General features: G+C 70.9%; 15 protein-coding genes and 2 pseudogenes. 12 read left to right on the top strand and 5 right to left on the bottom strand.

The window, feature by feature from the left end; translation table 11 throughout:
- Window positions 1–164: 164 nt before the first annotated feature.
- Window positions 165–896 carry a dienelactone hydrolase family protein gene (locus KDL01_RS15710; protein WP_212529235.1) on the bottom strand — a complete coding sequence of 244 codons (732 nt, stop codon included), beginning with the start codon at window positions 894–896 and terminating at the stop codon, window positions 165–167.
- 156 nt (window positions 897–1,052) lie between these two features.
- Here KDL01_RS15710 and KDL01_RS15705 point away from each other — a divergent pair, with 156 nt between their 5' ends.
- Together KDL01_RS15705 and KDL01_RS15700 are read left to right on the top strand one after the other, a co-directional pair.
- Entirely contained in the window at window positions 1,053–1,823 is a 771-nt protein-coding gene (locus KDL01_RS15705) for an SDR family NAD(P)-dependent oxidoreductase (RefSeq protein ID WP_212529234.1), read from the top strand.
- Window positions 1,824–1,866: 43 nt separating this feature from the next.
- Window positions 1,867–2,520 (top strand): hypothetical protein, encoded by a 654-nt coding sequence (locus KDL01_RS15700; protein WP_212529233.1) that lies wholly within the window; start codon window positions 1,867–1,869, stop codon window positions 2,518–2,520.
- 27 nt (window positions 2,521–2,547) lie between these two features.
- Here KDL01_RS15700 and KDL01_RS15695 read toward each other — a convergent pair whose 3' ends face one another.
- The gene (locus KDL01_RS15695; protein ID WP_246576495.1) at window positions 2,548–3,174 is read right to left on the bottom strand and encodes an RraA family protein; all 627 of its coding nucleotides are present in this window, start codon (window positions 3,172–3,174) and stop codon (window positions 2,548–2,550) included.
- Window positions 3,175–3,374: 200 nt separating this feature from the next.
- Between KDL01_RS15695 and KDL01_RS15690 the strand changes: the two genes are divergently transcribed.
- A complete protein-coding gene (locus KDL01_RS15690; RefSeq protein ID WP_212529232.1) occupies window positions 3,375–3,671 on the top strand; it encodes a DUF3303 family protein in 297 nt (98 codons plus the stop codon).
- Window positions 3,672–3,694: 23 nt separating this feature from the next.
- Here KDL01_RS15690 and KDL01_RS15685 read toward each other — a convergent pair whose 3' ends face one another.
- A complete protein-coding gene (locus tag KDL01_RS15685; RefSeq protein WP_212529231.1) occupies window positions 3,695–4,633 on the bottom strand; it encodes a universal stress protein in 939 nt (312 codons plus the stop codon).
- A 154-nt stretch (window positions 4,634–4,787) separates the two neighbouring features.
- Here KDL01_RS15685 and KDL01_RS45940 point away from each other — a divergent pair.
- The 6 genes and pseudogenes from KDL01_RS45940 to KDL01_RS15660 all read left to right on the top strand — a co-directional run.
- Window positions 4,788–4,994, top strand: a pseudogene (locus tag KDL01_RS45940) (CBS domain-containing protein); the annotation flags it as partial.
- Between the two features lie 141 nt (window positions 4,995–5,135).
- Window positions 5,136–5,963, top strand: coding sequence for an alpha/beta fold hydrolase (locus KDL01_RS15680; protein ID WP_368861577.1), 828 nt, complete (start codon window positions 5,136–5,138; stop codon window positions 5,961–5,963).
- Complete coding sequence (locus KDL01_RS15675) at window positions 5,960–6,187, top strand: hypothetical protein (RefSeq protein ID WP_212529229.1); 228 nt, start codon at window positions 5,960–5,962, stop codon at window positions 6,185–6,187. Before KDL01_RS15680 ends, KDL01_RS15675 begins: the two co-directional genes overlap by 4 nt.
- A 252-nt stretch (window positions 6,188–6,439) precedes the next feature.
- Entirely contained in the window at window positions 6,440–7,306 is an 867-nt protein-coding gene (locus KDL01_RS15670; protein WP_307846347.1) for a YihY/virulence factor BrkB family protein, read from the top strand.
- Between the two features lie 357 nt (window positions 7,307–7,663).
- Window positions 7,664–8,608 (top strand): annotated as a pseudogene (ddaH, locus tag KDL01_RS15665) (dimethylargininase); the annotation flags it as partial.
- A 1-nt stretch (window position 8,609) separates the two neighbouring features.
- Entirely contained in the window at window positions 8,610–9,650 is a 1,041-nt protein-coding gene (locus tag KDL01_RS15660) for an iron-containing redox enzyme family protein (RefSeq protein ID WP_212529227.1), read from the top strand.
- On the opposite strand, the gene KDL01_RS15655 is transcribed toward KDL01_RS15660, so the two are convergent.
- On the bottom strand, window positions 9,609–9,815 hold the full coding sequence (locus KDL01_RS15655) for a CDGSH iron-sulfur domain-containing protein (protein WP_212529226.1): 207 nt from the start codon (window positions 9,813–9,815) through the stop codon (window positions 9,609–9,611). The genes KDL01_RS15660 and KDL01_RS15655 overlap by 42 nt on opposite strands.
- A gap of 70 nt (window positions 9,816–9,885) precedes the next feature.
- The gene (locus tag KDL01_RS15650) at window positions 9,886–10,539 is read right to left on the bottom strand and encodes a HemK2/MTQ2 family protein methyltransferase (protein WP_212529225.1); all 654 of its coding nucleotides are present in this window, start codon (window positions 10,537–10,539) and stop codon (window positions 9,886–9,888) included.
- A 240-nt stretch (window positions 10,540–10,779) separates the two neighbouring features.
- Between KDL01_RS15650 and KDL01_RS15645 the strand changes: the two genes are divergently transcribed.
- The 3 genes from KDL01_RS15645 (at window position 10,780) to KDL01_RS15635 (ending at window position 17,314) form a co-directional block, all read left to right on the top strand.
- The gene (locus KDL01_RS15645) at window positions 10,780–12,318 is read left to right on the top strand and encodes an ABC transporter permease (protein WP_212529224.1); all 1,539 of its coding nucleotides are present in this window, start codon (window positions 10,780–10,782) and stop codon (window positions 12,316–12,318) included.
- Window positions 12,319–12,339: 21 nt separating this feature from the next.
- Window positions 12,340–13,041 (top strand): ABC transporter ATP-binding protein, encoded by a 702-nt coding sequence (locus tag KDL01_RS15640; protein ID WP_212529223.1) that lies wholly within the window; start codon window positions 12,340–12,342, stop codon window positions 13,039–13,041.
- 271 nt (window positions 13,042–13,312) lie between these two features.
- The gene (locus KDL01_RS15635; RefSeq protein WP_212529222.1) at window positions 13,313–17,314 is read left to right on the top strand and encodes a choice-of-anchor D domain-containing protein; all 4,002 of its coding nucleotides are present in this window, start codon (window positions 13,313–13,315) and stop codon (window positions 17,312–17,314) included.
- The last annotated feature ends 47 nt before the right edge of the window (window positions 17,315–17,361 follow it).

Below are 17,361 nucleotides of genomic sequence, written 5' to 3'. Positions count from 1 at the left end.
GCGCACCACTTGCCGGGGAAGGTTCTCGCGCAAAGCGTCATCGCAGGTCAGACCCCTCATAACCTAGGCGTTGAACCGCCCTCCCGAGTCTTCCACCGCCGCTGCGCCCTCGCGCGGCCCACGCCCGCCGCCCACCGGCCGCCCGCTGGGCGGCCGTCCTCGGATTACGCCACCCGGGTGAACGATGCCGCCAGGAACTCCCGTGCCTCGGCGAAGGAGAGCTCGTCCGCGTCCTGGTCGTACCCGACGCCCGGGATCTGGCCGGGCGCGCCGGGCACCGCGTCGCGATGGGTGAATCCGTGCACGGCCCGGCCATACACGACGAGCCGCCAGTCCGCGTCGGCGGCGATCATCTCCTCGGAGAACGCGGCGACGTCGGCCATCGGCACGTGCGGGTCGCGCGCCCCGTGGCACACCAGCAGCCGGGCCCGCACCCCGCCGGCCTCGGCCGGGCGGACGGTGGCGAGCGAGCCGTGCAGGCTGACCGCCGCGGTCAGCTCCAGCCCGGCCCGGGCCAGGGTGAGCGCGGCCATCCCGCCGAAGCAGAAGCCCACCGCCGCGAACCGTCCGTCGGACTCAGCACACTGACCCAGCGCGGAAAGTCCCGCCGCCACGCGCCGCACCAGCAGATCGGGCTCGTCTCGCAGTTCCTTGAGGTACGCGACCAAGTTCTCCCGCCCGGTGCCCCACACGGGCCCGAACATGTCGACGGCCAGGACCGCGTAGCCGAGATCCGCGTACCGCCCGGCCTGCTCGCGCGGGTGCGCGTCGAGGCCGCCGGCCCCGTGAATCAACACGATTCCCGGCAGCGGCGCGGTGTGGTGTTCCGGAAGGTGGAGATAACCCTGAAGCGGGGTTTCGAGATCGTGATAGGAGATCTGGCGCTCGATGCTCATGCGCCGAGGTTAACAAATCAATTCACGGAATACCTCTTACCGTACCAGGCTAAAGAAAATTTCAAAAGACGTCCGCGATGACATGTGTATATCTTTCGCCTCCATTCGCCCGGCCCGCCCGTCCGTCCGTACCGCGCGGCTTGTTAGAGTGCGGCCATGACCATGATCGAAGACCTCTTCTCGCTGCGCGGGCGCAGCGCCCTGGTGACCGGCGGCAGCTCGGGGATCGGCGCGGCGATGGCCGAGGCCATCGCGGGCGCCGGGGCGCGGACGGTGCTGCTGGCCCGGCGGGAGGGTCCGCTGCGCGAGGCCGTGGCGCGGATCACCGAGGCGGGCGGCGAGGCACACGCCGTGAGCGCCGACATCGGCGACCGCGCCGAGCTCGCCCGCGCCGCCGAGGAGGCGGTCGGACTCGTCGGCGAGATCGACATCCTGGTCAACTGCGCGGCCGTGATGTACCGGCCGCACCTGGACGAACACACCGTGGAGCAGTGGGACTCCCAGTTCGCCGCGGACGTGGACGCGCCGTTCCTGCTCGGACAGCGCTTCGCCCCGAAGATGGCCGAGCGCGGCTGGGGCCGGATCATCAACGTGGGATCGCAGCAGTCGATCTCCGCGTTCGGCAACAGCGGCGGCTACGGCGCGGCCAAGGCCGCCCTGGCCGGCCTGACCCGCTCCCAGGCCGAGGCCTGGTCCGCCCGCGGCGTGTGCGTCAACACGATCATCCCCGGCTTCGTACTCACTCCCCTCACCGAGCAGACCGCCCGCGACGAGCAGCGCGTGGCCGCCCTCGCCGCCCGCCACATGGTCAACCGCAACGGCGTCCCCGACGACTTCCGCGGCGCCGCCGTCTTCCTCGCCTCCGAAGCCGCCCGCTTCGTCACCGGCCAGATACTGTTCGTGGACGGCGGTTTCTCGGTCCACTAAAGCCGTTCACTCGGGTCGTCAGGACTCGGTAACCTCCATCGCCATGACCCCACACGAGGCCCGGGCCCTGCTCGCCGCGCTGCCGCCGGCGCGAGAACGCTGGCTGGCGCAGGCCGTCGCGTGCGTGGACGCGCGGTCGGTGTGGCTCGCGGGTTCCCTGGGCCGCGGGCAGGGGGACGAGTGGAGCGACGTCGACCTGATCGTGGTCGACGGCGCGCCGATCCTCGAGGGCGCGTTGGTCACGGTGCGCAATCCCGGGAACGGTCCGGTCGGTGGCGGGTATGTCGGAGCCCTCTACGACCTCGGCCCGCTGCCACTGTGGGTCGACTGGTATACGTGGCCTGCGAGCCGGCCGGTGCCCAGTGACGCGCGGGCGCTGCGCGGGACCGGGGCGCAGGGGACACTCGATCTGCGGCAGTCGCTCGACCAGATCGGTCGCGGCCGCCCGGATCCGCACCCCGACCCCGTCCCGGACCCGGAGGAGTTCGTCCTGGCGATGCTGCCCCTCGCGGCGAAGTTCGTCGCACGGGGCATGCTGGAGCACGCCGCCGGCATGGCCGCGATGCTCGGCGCGCCGCCGGATCCGGCGCCGCTCGAGCGTCTGCGTTCCCTGCTTTCCTCGGTCCTCGGCCACGCCGAGACCCGCCGCCTGGTGCACCGCTACCTTGAGGTCGTCGCCGCGATCACGCGGGACTGAGCGATCGCGGCGGCCCGTTGCGGCAGGCTACCGGCCTACGTGACCCAGTTCGCTGAGAGCCTTCTCGATCCGGGCGTGGTGCTGGCGCTCCCAGTCGTCGAGGCTCTCCCCGGCCTCCTTCGCCAGCTTCGCCCGGGCCGCGGCCAGGACCTCGTTGCCGCGTTCGGCGGGCACCACGGCCACGCCGTCCTCGTCGGCCACGACGATGTCGCCGGGCCGGATGAGCACACCGCCGACGGTGACCGGCTCGCCGAGGGCGCCGAGTTGCCTCTTGGTGCCCGGGATCGGGATCACGCCGCGCCCGTACACCGGGAACCCGGCCTCGCGCACCTCGGCGATGTCCCGGACCAGCCCGTCCAGCACGAACCCCGCGACGCCGCGCCGCTGCGCGACCGCGCAGACGTTGCCGCCGGCGAGCGCGTAGTCCAGGTCTCCGGACTCGACGACGATGACCGAGCCCGGCTCGGCCCGGTAGATCGCGGCGTGCAGCATGAGGTTGTCGCCGGGCACGCAGCGCACCGGGTAGGCCGGGCCGGCCAGGTGCGGCGCGGGCGTCCACAGCGGGCGGACACCGATATCCATGATCTGCGACCGGTCGAGGAGGTCCGCGAGCGTGGTGGGCGGGAGGTCCCGGTAGGCGCTGATGTCGTTCATCCGTTCCTTCTCCTCGTTGCCGGGCCGCGGCCGGCCCGCTTCCGTGCGTGGGCGGATTCCCACGCTACCCGCACGGCGCAGCGGCCGAGCCTCGGCGTACCCGCCCGACCGGCGCGTGGACGCGGGCGAGGAGAGGCTGAGTCCCGACAGACCGAACGTACCGCAGAAGGCCGCACCGGCCACCCAGGAGGTAACGCGCCATGCGCATGCTCATGACGGTCGAGATGGACACGGACAAGGCCAACAAGGCCATCGCCGAGAACAAGCTGGGCGAGATCATGATGTCGGCCTTCGAGCGGATCAAGCCCGAGGCGGCGTACTTCGGGGCGAAGGACGGCCGGCGGACCGCGTTCATCGTCTTCGACCTGAAGGACGCCACCGACATCCCGAGCGTCGCCGAGCCCTTCTTCCAGGCGCTCGACGTGAAGATCGACCTCATTCCGGTGATGGACGTGCCGGAAGTGCAGGCCGGGCTGCAGAAGTACGCGTCGAAGTAGCCTGTCGCCCCGGCGTAGGTCGCTCACGCGGCGGGGACGACGGCCACCGGCACGGGGGAGTGCGCGAGCATTCCCTCGACGACGTAGCCCGCGCCGACGGCCAGCGGGCCGTGGTACCGGTGCGCGCCGACGACCACGAGCCGGGCCGCGCGGGCCGCGTCGACCAGTTCCGCAACGGCGTTGCCGCGCACGGCGCTGATCTCCACCTTCACCTGGGGGAACGCGGCGCGCACCGGTGCGAGCAGCTGCTCGACGTCCGCGGCCTCCTCGGCCGGGGTGCGGGTCACGTCCTCGTAGTAGCCGCCGGACGGGCCGGTGTAGATCGCGACCGGCCACCACACCCGCACCGCCCGCAGCGTCGCCCCGTAGCGCGCCGCGGCCGCGAAGGCGAAGCGGACGGCCGACTCCGGCTGGTCCGGCTCGACCCCGAGCAGCACCTCGTCGCCGGCCTCCGCGCCGGGCGCCGCCTCGGTCTCGGCCGCCGCCGCGCGCACCACCACCAGCGGGCAGTGCCCGTGCGCGGCCAGCTTCCGGCTGACCGAGCCCAGCAGCAGCCCGGTGAATCCGCCGTGCCCGCGCGTCCCCGTCACCAGCAGCGCCGCCTCCTCGCTCAGGGCGCTGAGTGTGTGTGCGGCGGAGAGCTCGGACAGCTCGGTCTGCACGCTCAGCCCGGGGAAGCGTGCCCGGACGTCGGCCGCGGCCGCGTCCAGCAGCTTCTGCCCGTCGGCGCGGCGGAACTGCGCGTAGGCGGGCGGCGCGACCGGCCAGGAGGAGGCGCCCGGCAGGTCGATCGCGTGCACGAGGGTGAGCGGGACGCCTCGGCGCAGCGCTTCCTCGGCGGCCCACCCGGCGGCGTGCGCGGCGTGGGCCGACGCGTCCACGCCCACGATCACCCGGTGCGGCGCCTGCCCGTCCACGTCGTACTCGTCGAGGTCGGCCTGCGCGTCAAGATACTGAGTCATCGTGCGCTCCTGTCTGCGGGGACTGATACCGAAGCCGGATTCCGGTGCACACCGACGATCTCGCCCGCCGCGCGGCGCGCCCAGGGACTTTGGTCCCGAACCCACACGTCGCAAGTCCCTGTCCATCCGGCCCGCCGCGCCGCAGCATGGAGCCATGACGACGACACGGACTCTCGCCCCCGGATCCGCCACCGACCTCGGCGCGCTCACCGCCCGTGACCTGATGCGCCCGGTGGCCGGCGTCATCGCCGAGGACGCCACGCTGCGCGAAGTGGTGGCCCGTTTCGTCTCCGGAGGCTGCCGGCACCTGCTCGTCCTCGACCGCGACGGCCGCTGCGCGGGCGTGCTCGCCCCGCGCCACGTCGCCCAGGCCCCAGCCCGCGGACGGGCCGAGCCGGGCCCACCGAACAGCCGAAGCCGCCGTCGGCGCGGGTCGTGCGGGTGCCCGAGGCGTGGCTTAGCGTGGGTCGGGGGTTCCGCTCGACCGCGAAGGAGAAGGACGATGCCCTTCTGCAAGACCCGAGACGGCGTGGAGATCTTCTACAAGGACTGGGGCTCCGGGCGCCCGGTGGTGTTCATCCACGGGTGGCCGCTGAGCGGCGACGCGTGGCAGAGCCAGCTCAAGGCGGTGGCCGATGCCGGATACCGCGGTATCGCGCACGACCGGCGCGGGCACGGGCGCTCGACGCCGGTGTACGACGGGTACGACTGGGACACCTTCGCGGACGATCTCAACGACCTGATCACCGGGCTCGACCTGCGGGACGTGACGCTGGTGGCGCACTCGATGGGCGGTGGCGAACTGGCCCGCTACATCGGGCGGCACGGCACCGGCCGGCTGCACTCGGCGGTGCTGCTCTCCGCGATCACGCCGCTCATGCTGCAGGGCCCGAACAACCCCGAGGGCGTGCCGAACGAGGTCTTCCAGCAGCTCAAGCAGGGCATCGTGGCCGAGCGCTCGCAGTTCTGGCACGAGACCGCGGTCGTGTTCTTCGGGGCCAACCGGGACGGCAACAAGGTCACCCAGGGCAACAAGGACGAGTTCTGGTACATGGCCATGCAGGAGACCGTCGAGGGCGGCGTCGCCTGCGTGGACGCGTTCGCGAACACGGACTTCACCGACGACCTGAAGAAGTTCGACGTCCCCACCCTGATCGTCCACGGCGACGACGACCAGGTCGTCCCGATCGACGCCACCGCCCACAAGTCCGTGAAGATCATCCCGGACGCGACCTTGAAGGTCTACCCCGGCGGCGCGCACGGCCTCGTCCTGGTGCCCGGGTACAAGGAGCAGTTCGACAAGGACCTGCTGGACTTCCTGGCCAAGTGACGCGGGAGACGGCGAACGGGCGGCGTCCGACCTCGGTCGGGCGCCGCCGCGCGTACCGCGGCAGAGGAATCAGCCTCCTGCGTAGGTGGCGGCGCGGCGGGCTGCGCTCGCACCGCGGGCCGGGCGGCCCGACCTACCGCCGGCTCTACGCCGAGGCCGGGCGCCGCGGCGTGGAGGGACGTTCGAAGATGAACAAGTCGCAGCTCGGGCGCGCCGCCGGCTGACCGGACGGCAGCGGACTGGAAGGCCGCGAGCCGGACGGCAGCGGACTGGACGTGGACAGGCCGGGGCGGGACCGCACGTGCGGCCCGTACCCGGCCTCCGCAGGCCTCGGCCCCTGAGCCGGGTGCCGACCCTCCTTCAGCCTTCAGGAGGACTTCACGGCCGCGCGTCCCGCGCCGGATGCCGGAAATCGGTGATCTTTGCGGGATCTTTGAGGAAGCAGCCGGCCGGACGAGACCGAGGGGCGGGGCACAGTGCTGAAGGGCATGATCACGGCGGTGGACGCGTTCCAGCAGCGGCACCGGGTGCTGGCCTTCCCGGTCGCCGTCTGGCGCAAGTTCAACGACGACCAGGCCGGCAGCCTGGCCGCGCTGCTGGCGTACTACGCGTTCCTGTCCACCTTTCCGCTGCTGCTGGTGCTGGTCACCGTGCTCGGCATGGTGCTGGCCGGGAACCCGGCGTTGCAGCAGGACGTGCTGAACTCGGCGCTGATCGAGTTCCCGGTGATCGGCGACCAGTTGCGGGCGAACGTGCACTCGCTCGGTCGCAGCGGCTTCGGTCTGATCGTCGGACTGATCTTCACTTTCTTGGGCGCCCGCGGGGTCGCCAACGCGATGCAGAACGCGATGAACGAGGTCTGGGGTGTGCCGCGCAAGGAACGCCCGGGGTTTCCCGGATCCTGGCTGCGCAGCTTCGCCCTGATCGCGATCATCGGGCTCGGCGTGCTGGTCACCACGGCGCTGTCCGGTATCAGCTCGTGGAGCGGCCACACTGTGCTCGGCGCCTGGGGCAGGGTCCTGCTCCTGGTGGTGTCGCTGCTGCTGAACATCGGGCTGTTCTGGCTCGGCCTGCGCACCGCCACGGCCGGCGCGGTCACCTGGCGCGATCTGCGGCTCGGGGCCGTCCTGTCGGCGGTGGTGTGGCAGGTGCTGCAGTACGTCGGGGGCTACGTGGTGGCGCACTCGCTGCGCAACGCCTCCGCGCTCTACGGCACCTTCGGCCTGGTCCTCGGGCTGCTCGCCTGGTTCGCGCTCCAGGCGCAGCTCACGCTCTACGCGGTGGAGGCCGACATGGTGCGTTCCCGCAGGCTGTGGCCGCGCAGCCTGGTCTCCTCCGACTGACCGGCGCGGGAAGATCGGTTTGCGGCGCGGCGGGCGGGGCACTGGGCGGTTCCGCGCCGACGGCGGCGCGAGCTGAGGAGGACGGATGGCCGGCCGGACCGAAGCCGACGCGCGCGGCGGCGAGCAGCCGATCGTGACCCATCCGGAGGCGGCGCGTACACCGTGCCCGCCGCCGAGCCCGAGGCGGACGGCAGGCCGGCCTGGGAGGCCGCCACCGTGGTGCCGGTCACGGCGCGGGCCTCGGACCACACCGTCGGGTACGGCCGGACCTGCCGCGCCCCGGCGCGAACAGCTCGCTCTCGATCACCGCGCGCGTGGACGCGCCGGGACACGGACTGACCCCGCGCGAAACAGACCTCGAACGCTACCGGCAGCGCTGAGCCCCGCCGAGCGGCGAGAAGGGAGCCGACGATGAGGATGCCCACACCCCCGATCTCCCGGGCCTACCTGATGTGCCCGCCGGACCACTTCGGCGTGCAGTACGCCATCAACCCGTGGATGGACCCGGGCCGCCCGGTGGACTCGGAGCGGGCCGGCACGCAGTGGCGCGAGCTGCGCGAGGTGCTCAAGGAACTCGGCCACGTCGTCGTGCAGGCCCCGGCCCGGCGCGGACTGCCGGACATGGTGTTCACCGCCAACGCCGCCACCGTGATCGACGGGCGCGTGCTGGTCGCGACCTTCCGCTGCCCGCAGCGGGCCGGCGAGTCGGCGTTGTTCGAGCACTGGTTCCGGGAGAACGGCTACCAGCCGGTGGCGCGGGCCCGCGGCGTGAACGAGGGACAGGGCGATCACCTCGTGGCCAACGGCATGATCCTGGCCGGGCACGGGCTGCGCACCGACTCGTCCTCGCACGAGGAGACGAGCTCGTACTTCGGTCTTCCGGTCGTCGGGCTGACCCTCACCGACCCGCGCTTCTTCCACCTGGACACCGCGCTGGCCGTGCTGAACGAGCGCGAGATCATGTACTACCCGGGCGCGTTCAGCCCACAGAGCCTGCGGGTGCTGCGGTCGCTGTTTCCCGACTCCCTCGAGGCCGACGACGCCGACGCCGCGGTGTTCGGCCTGAACGCGATCAGCGACGGGCGGCGGGTGGTGCTGCCCGCGGCCGCGACCGGGCTCGCGCAGCGGCTGGCGCAGCGCGGCTTCGAGCCGATCCCGGTCGAGGTCGAGGAACTGCTCAAGGCCGGCGGCGGCCCCAAGTGCTGTGTGCTGGACCTGCGCACGCCGCCCACCACGCGCACACCCGTGCCCGTCCCGCAGACCGAGCAGACCGAGTGGCCCGGAGCGAGGAGCGTGATCTGACATGGGTGTCGCCGCTGCCGCCGCACCGCCGTTGCCCGCACCCCGCGGCCCGGTCAGCGCGCGGCTGGTCGAGCGGCTCGCCGAGCCTGCGGGCGAGCGCGCGCCGACGCCCGCGCTCCAGGCCGGAAACACAGAGCCCTGCGAGACGGGTGACCCTCTCGGCGGAGACCACCAGCTCGCCCTCTACATCTGCTACGAACTGCACTACCGCGGGTTCGCGGACGTGGATGCGCGCTGGGAGTGGGACCCGTCGCTGCTGGCCTTGCGTGCGCGCCTGGAAGAGCGGTTCCTGGCCGCGATGCGGGCCGAGCTCGGGCCGGTGACGCCGCTGCCGGAGCAGCTCGAGGCGCTGCTGGTGGAGCCGGCCACCGGCTCCGGGCCGTCCTACTTCCTGCTGGAGCACGGCGAACGGTGGCAGGCCCGCGAATACGTGGCGCAGCGTTCGCTCTACCACCTGAAGGAGGCTGATCCGCAGGCCTTTGCGATCCCGCGGCTGCACGGCCGGTCCCAGGCGGCGCTCGTGGCCATCGAGTTCGACGAGTACGGCGCCGGGCACCCGGGCCGCGTGCACTCCCGTCTGTTCGCCGAGATGATGCGCGACCTCGACCTGGACCCGCGGTACGGCGCGTACGTCGAGGCCGCACCGGCCGAGGCGCTGGCCGTGGTGAACCTGATGTCGCTGTTCGGGCTGCACCGCGAGCACCGGGGCGCGCTCGTCGGCCAGTTCGCCGGGGTCGAGATCACCTCGTCGCCGGGGTCGCGCCGACTGACCGCCGCGCTGGAGCGGCTCGGCGCGGGCGAGGCGGGCACGCGCTTCTACCGGGAGCACATCGAGGCGGACGCGGTGCACGAACAACTCGTGCGCCGCGAGGTCATCGGCGCCCTTCTCCAGGACGAGCCGGAAATCGAAGCCGACATCGCCTTCGGCCTGGCCGCGAGCGATCTGGCCGAGCGCCGGTTCGGTGAGCACGCCGTCGCGCACTGGCAGGCCGGTCGCAGCTCACTGCGTATCGCGCTGCCCGGCGCGGCCGCCACCGGCTGACGGCCGGGCGCGCCGGCGGTGGCTGGTATCGCAGAACGGGAAGGTGCGGCTGCGCCGGCACGTGCACAGCGCCACCATCGGCCGCTCGCAGGTGCGCACCTCGCCGTCGTCCAGCACCACCTCGACCGGGCCCTGCAACAGGATCGGGCCGACGTCCTCGGGCATCACCACGCGACGACGGCCGCGCGACGAGGCCGTGTTGCGGCGTTCTGGATCGCCGTGTGCTGATGCGGCGTCACCGGGCCTGCTCACCGCGCACCACCACCAGTTCCTCCTCGCGCTCCCCGGGTCCGATCAGGCCCTGGCTCTCGAACCAGTCCGCCCGCGCCCGCATCACGGGTCCGAAGGGCTGGCGCATCCGCCGCTCCACGCGCGTAAGCAGCCCGCCGCGTTCGAGTGCCGAGCGGGTCGCGGCCACGTCGCACAGCGCGGAGTGCACCACCAGCACCACGCCGCCGGGGGCGAGCACCCCGGGCACGTCGCGGCACAGCCGGTCGAGCAGGGCGCGCCCGCGCAGCCCGGCCTCCCAGGCGCGGGCGGCGCCCCGGGTCGGCAGGTGCGGGGCCGAGCCCGGCACGTAGGGCGGATTGGACAGGACCAGGTCGAAGCGCTGCCCGCGGACCGGCTCGAACAGGTCCCCGGCGTGCACCGCGATGCGCGAGCCGCGCAGCGCCGCGTTCACCCAGGCCGTGCCAAGGGCCCGGCGCGAGACGTCGACCGCGGTCACCTCCGCGCCGAGCCGGGCCGCCTCGACCGCCAGCGCCCCGCTGCCGGTGCCCACGTCCAGCACCCGTGTGCCCGGGCCGACCCGCTCGCACCGCAGTGAGGACAGCAGCATGAACGTGTCGCCCTGCGCCGCGTAAACCCCCGGAGCTCGGAGCATGTACATCCGCCCCGGGTTCCCCCGATCAATCCCGATATGCGAGGTGCCCGCGGCGTCCCGGCACCGGTTCCGAAACCGGCGCTCATGGGAACCCGGTCAAGGATTCATCGCAATCTCATGGTCAGCTCAGTCGGACTAGAGAAGACGAGCTTAGATTCTCACGCTGCGCCGGGGACTGGGGCCCGCCCCGCCCCGGCCTTCTTCGTGCCCGCATCAGCCCGTTCCACCAATCGTCAAGGACCTTCGATGTTCCTTACTTATCTGCGCCGAGAACTGCGCAGGCGCAGCCGCCAGGCCTTCGTGATCGCACTCGGTCTCGCGGTCGGCATCGGCTTGGCCATCTCGGTCAACGCCGCGTCCAACGGGGCCAAGGCCGCCCAGGCCAGCGTGCTCCAGTCGCTCTACGGCGTCGGCACCGACATCACCGTCACGCAGACCGCGGTGCGCGGCACGGGCGGGACGCAGGGCTTCGGTATCACCGGGCAGAGCCAGACCGCCACCGGTACCAAGACCACCACGGCCACCCAGGACCGCGCGACGGTGGAGCCGGGCACCGGCACCATCGCCACCACCACCCTGGACAAGATCAAGACCGCCTCCGGCGTCTCCGGCGCGGTCGGCAGCCTGAGCCTGTCCGACTTCAAGGTCTCCGGAACCCTCACCCAGAGCTTCAAGGAGACCCAGACCCAGAGCCCAGGCTCCGGTTCCGGCGGCTTCCCCGGCGGGGGCGGCTCGGGCGGCACCCAGCGCAGCTTCTCCGCGGGGCCGCCGTCGGGCAACTTCGACTTCAACTCGACCACGATCCAGGGCGTGGACGTGTCCGACTCGTCCATGGGTCCGCTCTCGACCCTCTCGCTCAGCTCCGGGCGCACCCTCGCGAACGCGGACGCGAGCGCGGCCGTCGCGCTGGTCAACTCCAGCTACGCGACGCAGAACACGATCAAGGTCGGCGCCACCGAGACCCTCGGCGGCACCAAGTTCACCGTCGTGGGCATCGTGACCACCTCGTCCACCGAGGACTACTTCATCCCGCTGGCCGAGGCGCAGAAGATCTCGAGTGAGACCGGCAAGGTCACCACGGTCTACGTCAAGGCCGCGAGCAGCACCGAGATCGACGCCGTGGCCGCGGAGATCCAGAAGGACGCCTCCGGCGCGACCGTCTCCACCTCGGCCGACCTGGCCAACATGGTCTCCGGTTCGCTCGCCTCCACCGCCTCGCTGCTCAACAGCCTCGGCAAGTGGTTCGCGATCGGCGTGCTGCTGGCCGCGTTCCTGGTCGCCGTGCTCTTCACGCTCTCCGCGGTGGGCCGGCGCACCCGTGAGCTCGGCACCCTCAAGGCCCTGGGCTGGACCTCCCGCCGGGTGGTGCGCCAGGTGATCGGCGAGTCGGTGGTGACGGGCCTGTTCGGCGGTGCGCTGGGCATCGGGCTCGGCTTCCTCGGCGCCTACGCCATCGGCAAGGCCGCCCCGGCGCTGTCCGCCTCCTCCTCCACCAGCAGCGCCAGCAACGCCAACGGCGGCGGCTTCCCGGGCGGCGGCAGCTTCCCGACCGGTAGCGCCCCCGGCGGCGCGACCGGCGGCACCGGCGGCTCGGGCTTCGCCGGCGCCCGCAACGCGGCGCGCGGCAGCAGCGACATCACCGTGCACCTGACCGCGCCGGTGCACCTGAACATCCTGCTGATCGCGGTGGGCCTCGCGGTCCTCGGCGGCCTGATCGCCGGTGCCGCCGGCGGCTGGCGCGCCTCCTCGCTGCGTCCGGCCGACGCCCTGGCCAAGGTCTCCTAAGACTCCGAAGGACAACGACAGATGTATGAGATCAGTGGTCTTACCAAGATCTACGACGGTAAGGGTAAGAACGAGAAGGTCCACGCGTTGCAGGGTGTGGACGTGGTGATTCCGGACAACGACATGCTGGCGATCCAGGGTCCGACGGGTCATGGGAAGTCGACGCTGTTGCAGCTGTTGGGCGGTCTGGACCGGCCGACGGGCGGGTCGTTGAAGTTCGACGGCCAGGAGATGGCGAAGATGGGGGAGATGTCGCTGACGAAGCTGCGGGCGCAGAACTTCGGGTACATCTTCCAGGGCTTCAACCTGATTCCGACGCTCACGGCGCAGGAGAACGTGGAGACGGCGCTGGTGCCGTTGGGCGTGTCGAAGGTGGAGCGGCGTGAGCGTGCGGCGAAGGCGCTGACGGACGTGGGTCTGGGTGAGCGGCTGGGGCATCTGCAGACGGAGCTGTCCGGTGGCCAGCAGCAGCGTGTGGCGATCGCGCGGGCGCTGGTGAAGGAGCCGAAGGTGATCCTGGCGGACGAGCCGACGGGCAACCTGGACGAGGAGACCCGCGATGACATCTTCGGGCTGCTCGAGAAGCTGTGGGCGGATCTCGGCCTGACCGTGATCATGGTCACGCACGACTCGGCGCTGTCCAAGCGGGTGCCGAGGCTGGCCCAGATCAAGAACGGCAAGCTCACCATCAAGCGGGAGAGCAAGACGGCCAACGCGGCCTGACCGATCGCTGGGTGCCACCGCTGCCGTGGCACCCGGCGACCGGCTGGCGGACCCCCTCGACGGAGTCCGGAAGTTGCAGTAGAGATCGAACCACTTGCAGGGACGAGTAAAATTTATACTGCAAGTGGCTAGCTCTATTGCATGGAAGTTTCGTTCGCCCTACGCTGCGCTGGATATCGCTCCATCGCACCATCGCTCCCCCCACAGGTCACGATGACTGGTGTCCGGCCTGCCTGCGCGCAGGCCGTGCACCCGCGAAGGGTAGAACTCCATGCACCTGCTCAGGACGAAGACGTCCCGGCGCCCACGCACAGCCCGGACCTCCCCTCCGGCATCCCCCCGCCGCCGAGCCGCGGCGACCGCCGCGCTCCTGCTCACCCCGTTCGTCGCGGCACTCGGCATCGCCGCCCCGGCGCACGCCGCGACCGCCGCCGGCGCGCCGGTGCCCTTCACCGAGTTCAACGCGGGGACCGGCGGTACGGGCGTGGCGACCAACGGCACGATCCTCGGCCCCGACTACGATTTCGGCACGCTGCCCTCCGAGGCCACCGGACGCGTGGTCGACCAGCTGGTCGGTCAGGGTTCGTACGTCTCCTTCACCCTGACCACCGCCGCGAACGCGGTGGACTTCCACTACTCGATCCCCGACTCGCTCTCCGGCGGCGGCATCACCGCCCCGCTCGACCTGTACGTCAACAACACGCTGACCACGGCCCTGTCGCTGACCTCGCAGTACAGCTGGCTCTACGGCTCGAACCCGCCCACCGAGAACAACGCGCCGCAGGTCACCGACCCGAACGTGAGCGCGCCGCACGACTTCTACAACGACGTGCGCTACATGTTCGGCTCGACCCTGCAGGCCGGCACCGTGGTCAAGCTGCAGATCGACTCCGGGGACACCGCGCCCTGGTACGCCATCAACACCGCGGACTTCGAGAACGTCGCCGCCCCGCTCGCCTCGCCGGCCGGCTACATCAACGTGACCCAGGCCCCGTACAACGTGGACAACACCGGGGTCAACGACGTCACCAGTGAGCTGCAGAGCGCGATCAGCGCGGCCGAGAGCGCCGGAACCGGCGTCTACCTGCCGCAGGGCACGTACAAGATCAGCTCGCCGCTCCAGGTGAACAAACTGAACCTGGCCGGCGCGGGCGAGTGGTACACCGAGATCACCGGCACCAGCGTGGAGCTCAACGGCGGAGGCGGGAACGACAACATCCACGACCTCTCGCTGTTCGGCACCGTCAACGTGCGCAACGACGGTGACGGCTCGGTCAACGGCCTGAACGGCAACTTCAGCAACACCACCGTCTCCAACGTGTGGGTGCAGAACACCAAGGTCGGCATGTGGATCACCGGCACGACCACCGGTCTGACCATCAACAGCGTGCGGATCCAGGACACCACCGCGGACGGCGTCAACTTCGACGGCAACGTCAACAACTCCGAGGTGGAGAACAGCTTCCTGCGCAACACCCAGGACGACGGCCTGGCCATCTGGGCGAGTCCGAACGACGACTCGGACACCTTCACCCAGAACACCGTGGACTCGCCCGGCATCGCGAACAACGTCGCGATCTACGGCGGCTCCAACATCACCGTGACGAACAACCTGCTGCAGGACACCGTCACCCGCGGCGGCGGCATCCACCTGGGCAACCGCTTCGGCGCCACCGCGATGTCCGGCACCATCACCATCAGCGGCAACGTGCTCAACCGGGACGGGCAGTTCGACCCGGGCTGGGACTACGGCGTCGGCGCCATCTGGTTCTGGCCGCAGCAGGAGTCGCTCAACGCCACGGTCAACATCACGAACAACCAGATCAACAACAGCCCGTACGAGGCCTTCATGTTCCAGAACTCGACGATGTACACGGGTTCCGGAGTCCTGACCGGCAACGGCGGCAACACCATCACGAACGTCAACATCGACAACAACACCGTCAACGGCGTCGGCACGTACGTGATGCAGGAGCAGGCGGCCGGCTCCATCGAGGTCTCCGGCCTGACCGCCACCAACGTGGGCGTGTCGGGGCAGATGAACTGCGCCAACACCTCCGACTTCACCATCACTCAGGGCTCGGGCAACTCGGGCTGGAGCTCGAGCACCTGCGGGATGCCGGCCTCGGCCCCGCTCTACGTGTTCCCGACCACGACCACCTTCGAGAACGCGACGGTCGGCCAGGCCACCCCGGTCCAGCAGATCACCGTGTTCAACAAGGGCAGCGCCGCCGCGACGCTCGGCTCGATCTCGCCGAGCAGCGGCTTCACCGTGACCCAGGACCCGTCAGACCCCTGCGGCACCACCCTGGGCGCGACCGAGCCGGGTGACAACTCGGTCTGGTGCTCGGTGGACGTCTCCTTCACCGCCCCGGCCTCCGGGATCACCAAGGGCACACTCACGATCCCGAGCAACCAGCCGGGCAATCCGACCGTGGTCCAGCTGATCGGCAGCACCGGCGGAACGAACGTGATCAACCCGCCGACGGTCACCCCGGGCAGCCTGTCCTACGGATACGTGAACGTCGGCGCGCACAGTGCGACGCAGAGCGTGACCGTGGCCAACCCGAGCCAGAGCGCGCTGACCATCAGCTCGATCACCACCAGCGGCGCGTTCTCGCAGACCAACACCTGCGGCAGCTCGATCGCGGCGGGCGGCTCCTGCACGGTGTCGGTGACCTTCTCGCCGACCACGGGCGGGTCGCAGACCGGTGAACTGGCCATCGCCAACAGCGCCACCTCCACCCCGATCGGCGCGGGCCTGAGCGGTATCGGGCTGACCTCCGGCACGAACCTCTCGCTCACCGGCTCGATGACCGGAAGCAGCACGGCCTCCGGCTTCCCGGCCTCGAACGCGAACGACGGGAATACGAGCTCGTACTGGGAGAGCCTGGACGGCGCGGCCTATCCGCAGACCCTCACGGCGAACCTGGGCCAGAGCTTCTCGCTGGGCTCGGTGACCCTCACCCTGCCGCCGTCCACCGCGTGGGCGACGCGTACCGAGACGCTCTCGGTGCTCGGCTCGAGCAACGGCAGCTCCTGGACGACGGTCGTGCCCTCGACCGCCTACACCTTCAACCCGTCCACCGGCAACACCGTGTCCTTCAACCTGCCGTCCGGCACGAACGACCAGTACCTGCAGCTGTCCTTCACCGGGAACACCGGCTGGAGCGCGGCGCAGGTCTCCGAGTTCGAGATCTTCCCGGGCAGCGGTTCGAGTAGCGGCAGCGCGACGTTGAGCGCGACACCGACCCTGCTCTCCTTCGGGAACCAGACCGTGGGTTCGACCTCCTCGGCGCAGTCGGTGACGATCTCCAACACCGGCACGGCCGCGGCCTCGATCTCCTCGGTCAGCGCCGGGTCGCCGTTCGCTGAGACGAACACCTGCGGCAGCTCGCTGGCCGCCGGCGCCTCGTGCACCGCGAGCGTCAGCTTCACCCCGACCGCGTCCGGCTCGGCCTCCGGCTCGCTCACGGTGAACAGCAACGCGACGAACAGCCCGCTGACCGTCGCGCTGAGCGGAACCGGCACCACCGCCGCGTCCGCGACGCTCACCGCCTCGCCGACCTCGCTCAGCTTCGGCAACGAGGCCGTGGGTTCGACCTCCTCGGCGCAGTCGGTGACGATCTCCAACACCGGCAACGCCGCGGCGTCGATCTCGTCGGTCTCGGCCGGGTCCGGGTTCGGGCAGTCCAACACCTGTGGCAGCTCCCTGGCCGCGGGCTCCTCGTGCACGGTCTCGGTCACCTTCGCCCCGACCGCCGCCCAGGCGTACTCGGCGAACCTGACCGTGTCGAGCAACGCGACCGACGCCACCCTGACGGTCCCGCTGTCCGGCACCGGCACGAGCACGACGACGAACCTGGCCCTGAACAAGTCGATCAGCGCGTCCAGCTACACCCAGACGTACGCTCCGGCGAACGCGAACGACGGCAACACCAGTACGTACTGGGAGAGCGTGAACGGCAGCTGGCCGGCCACGCTGACGGTGGATCTGGGCTCGACCCAGACCCTGGGCGACACGGTGATCGACCTGCCGCCGCCCTCGGCCTGGCAGACCCGCACCCAGACGCTCTCGGTGCTCGGTTCGACGAACGACTCGACGTGGACCACGATCGTCGCCTCGGCGACGTACACCTGGAACCCGTCGACCGGCAACACGGTGACGATCAACTTCCCGGCCGGTACCTCCTACCGGTACGTGCAGCTGAACTTCACCGCGAACAACGTGCAGAACGGCGGCCAGGTCTCGGAGTGGCAGATCTTCGGCTGAGCCGCGGACCCGCATTCCCCTGATCGCAGCCTAGGAACACCCGAAAA

It is taken from the genome of Actinospica durhamensis (genome assembly GCF_018139695.1).
Lineage (GTDB): Bacteria > Actinomycetota > Actinomycetes > Streptomycetales > Catenulisporaceae > Actinospica > Actinospica durhamensis.
Note: the sequence above shows the minus strand (reverse complement) of the source record. Positions and strands in the feature narration are given on the sequence as shown.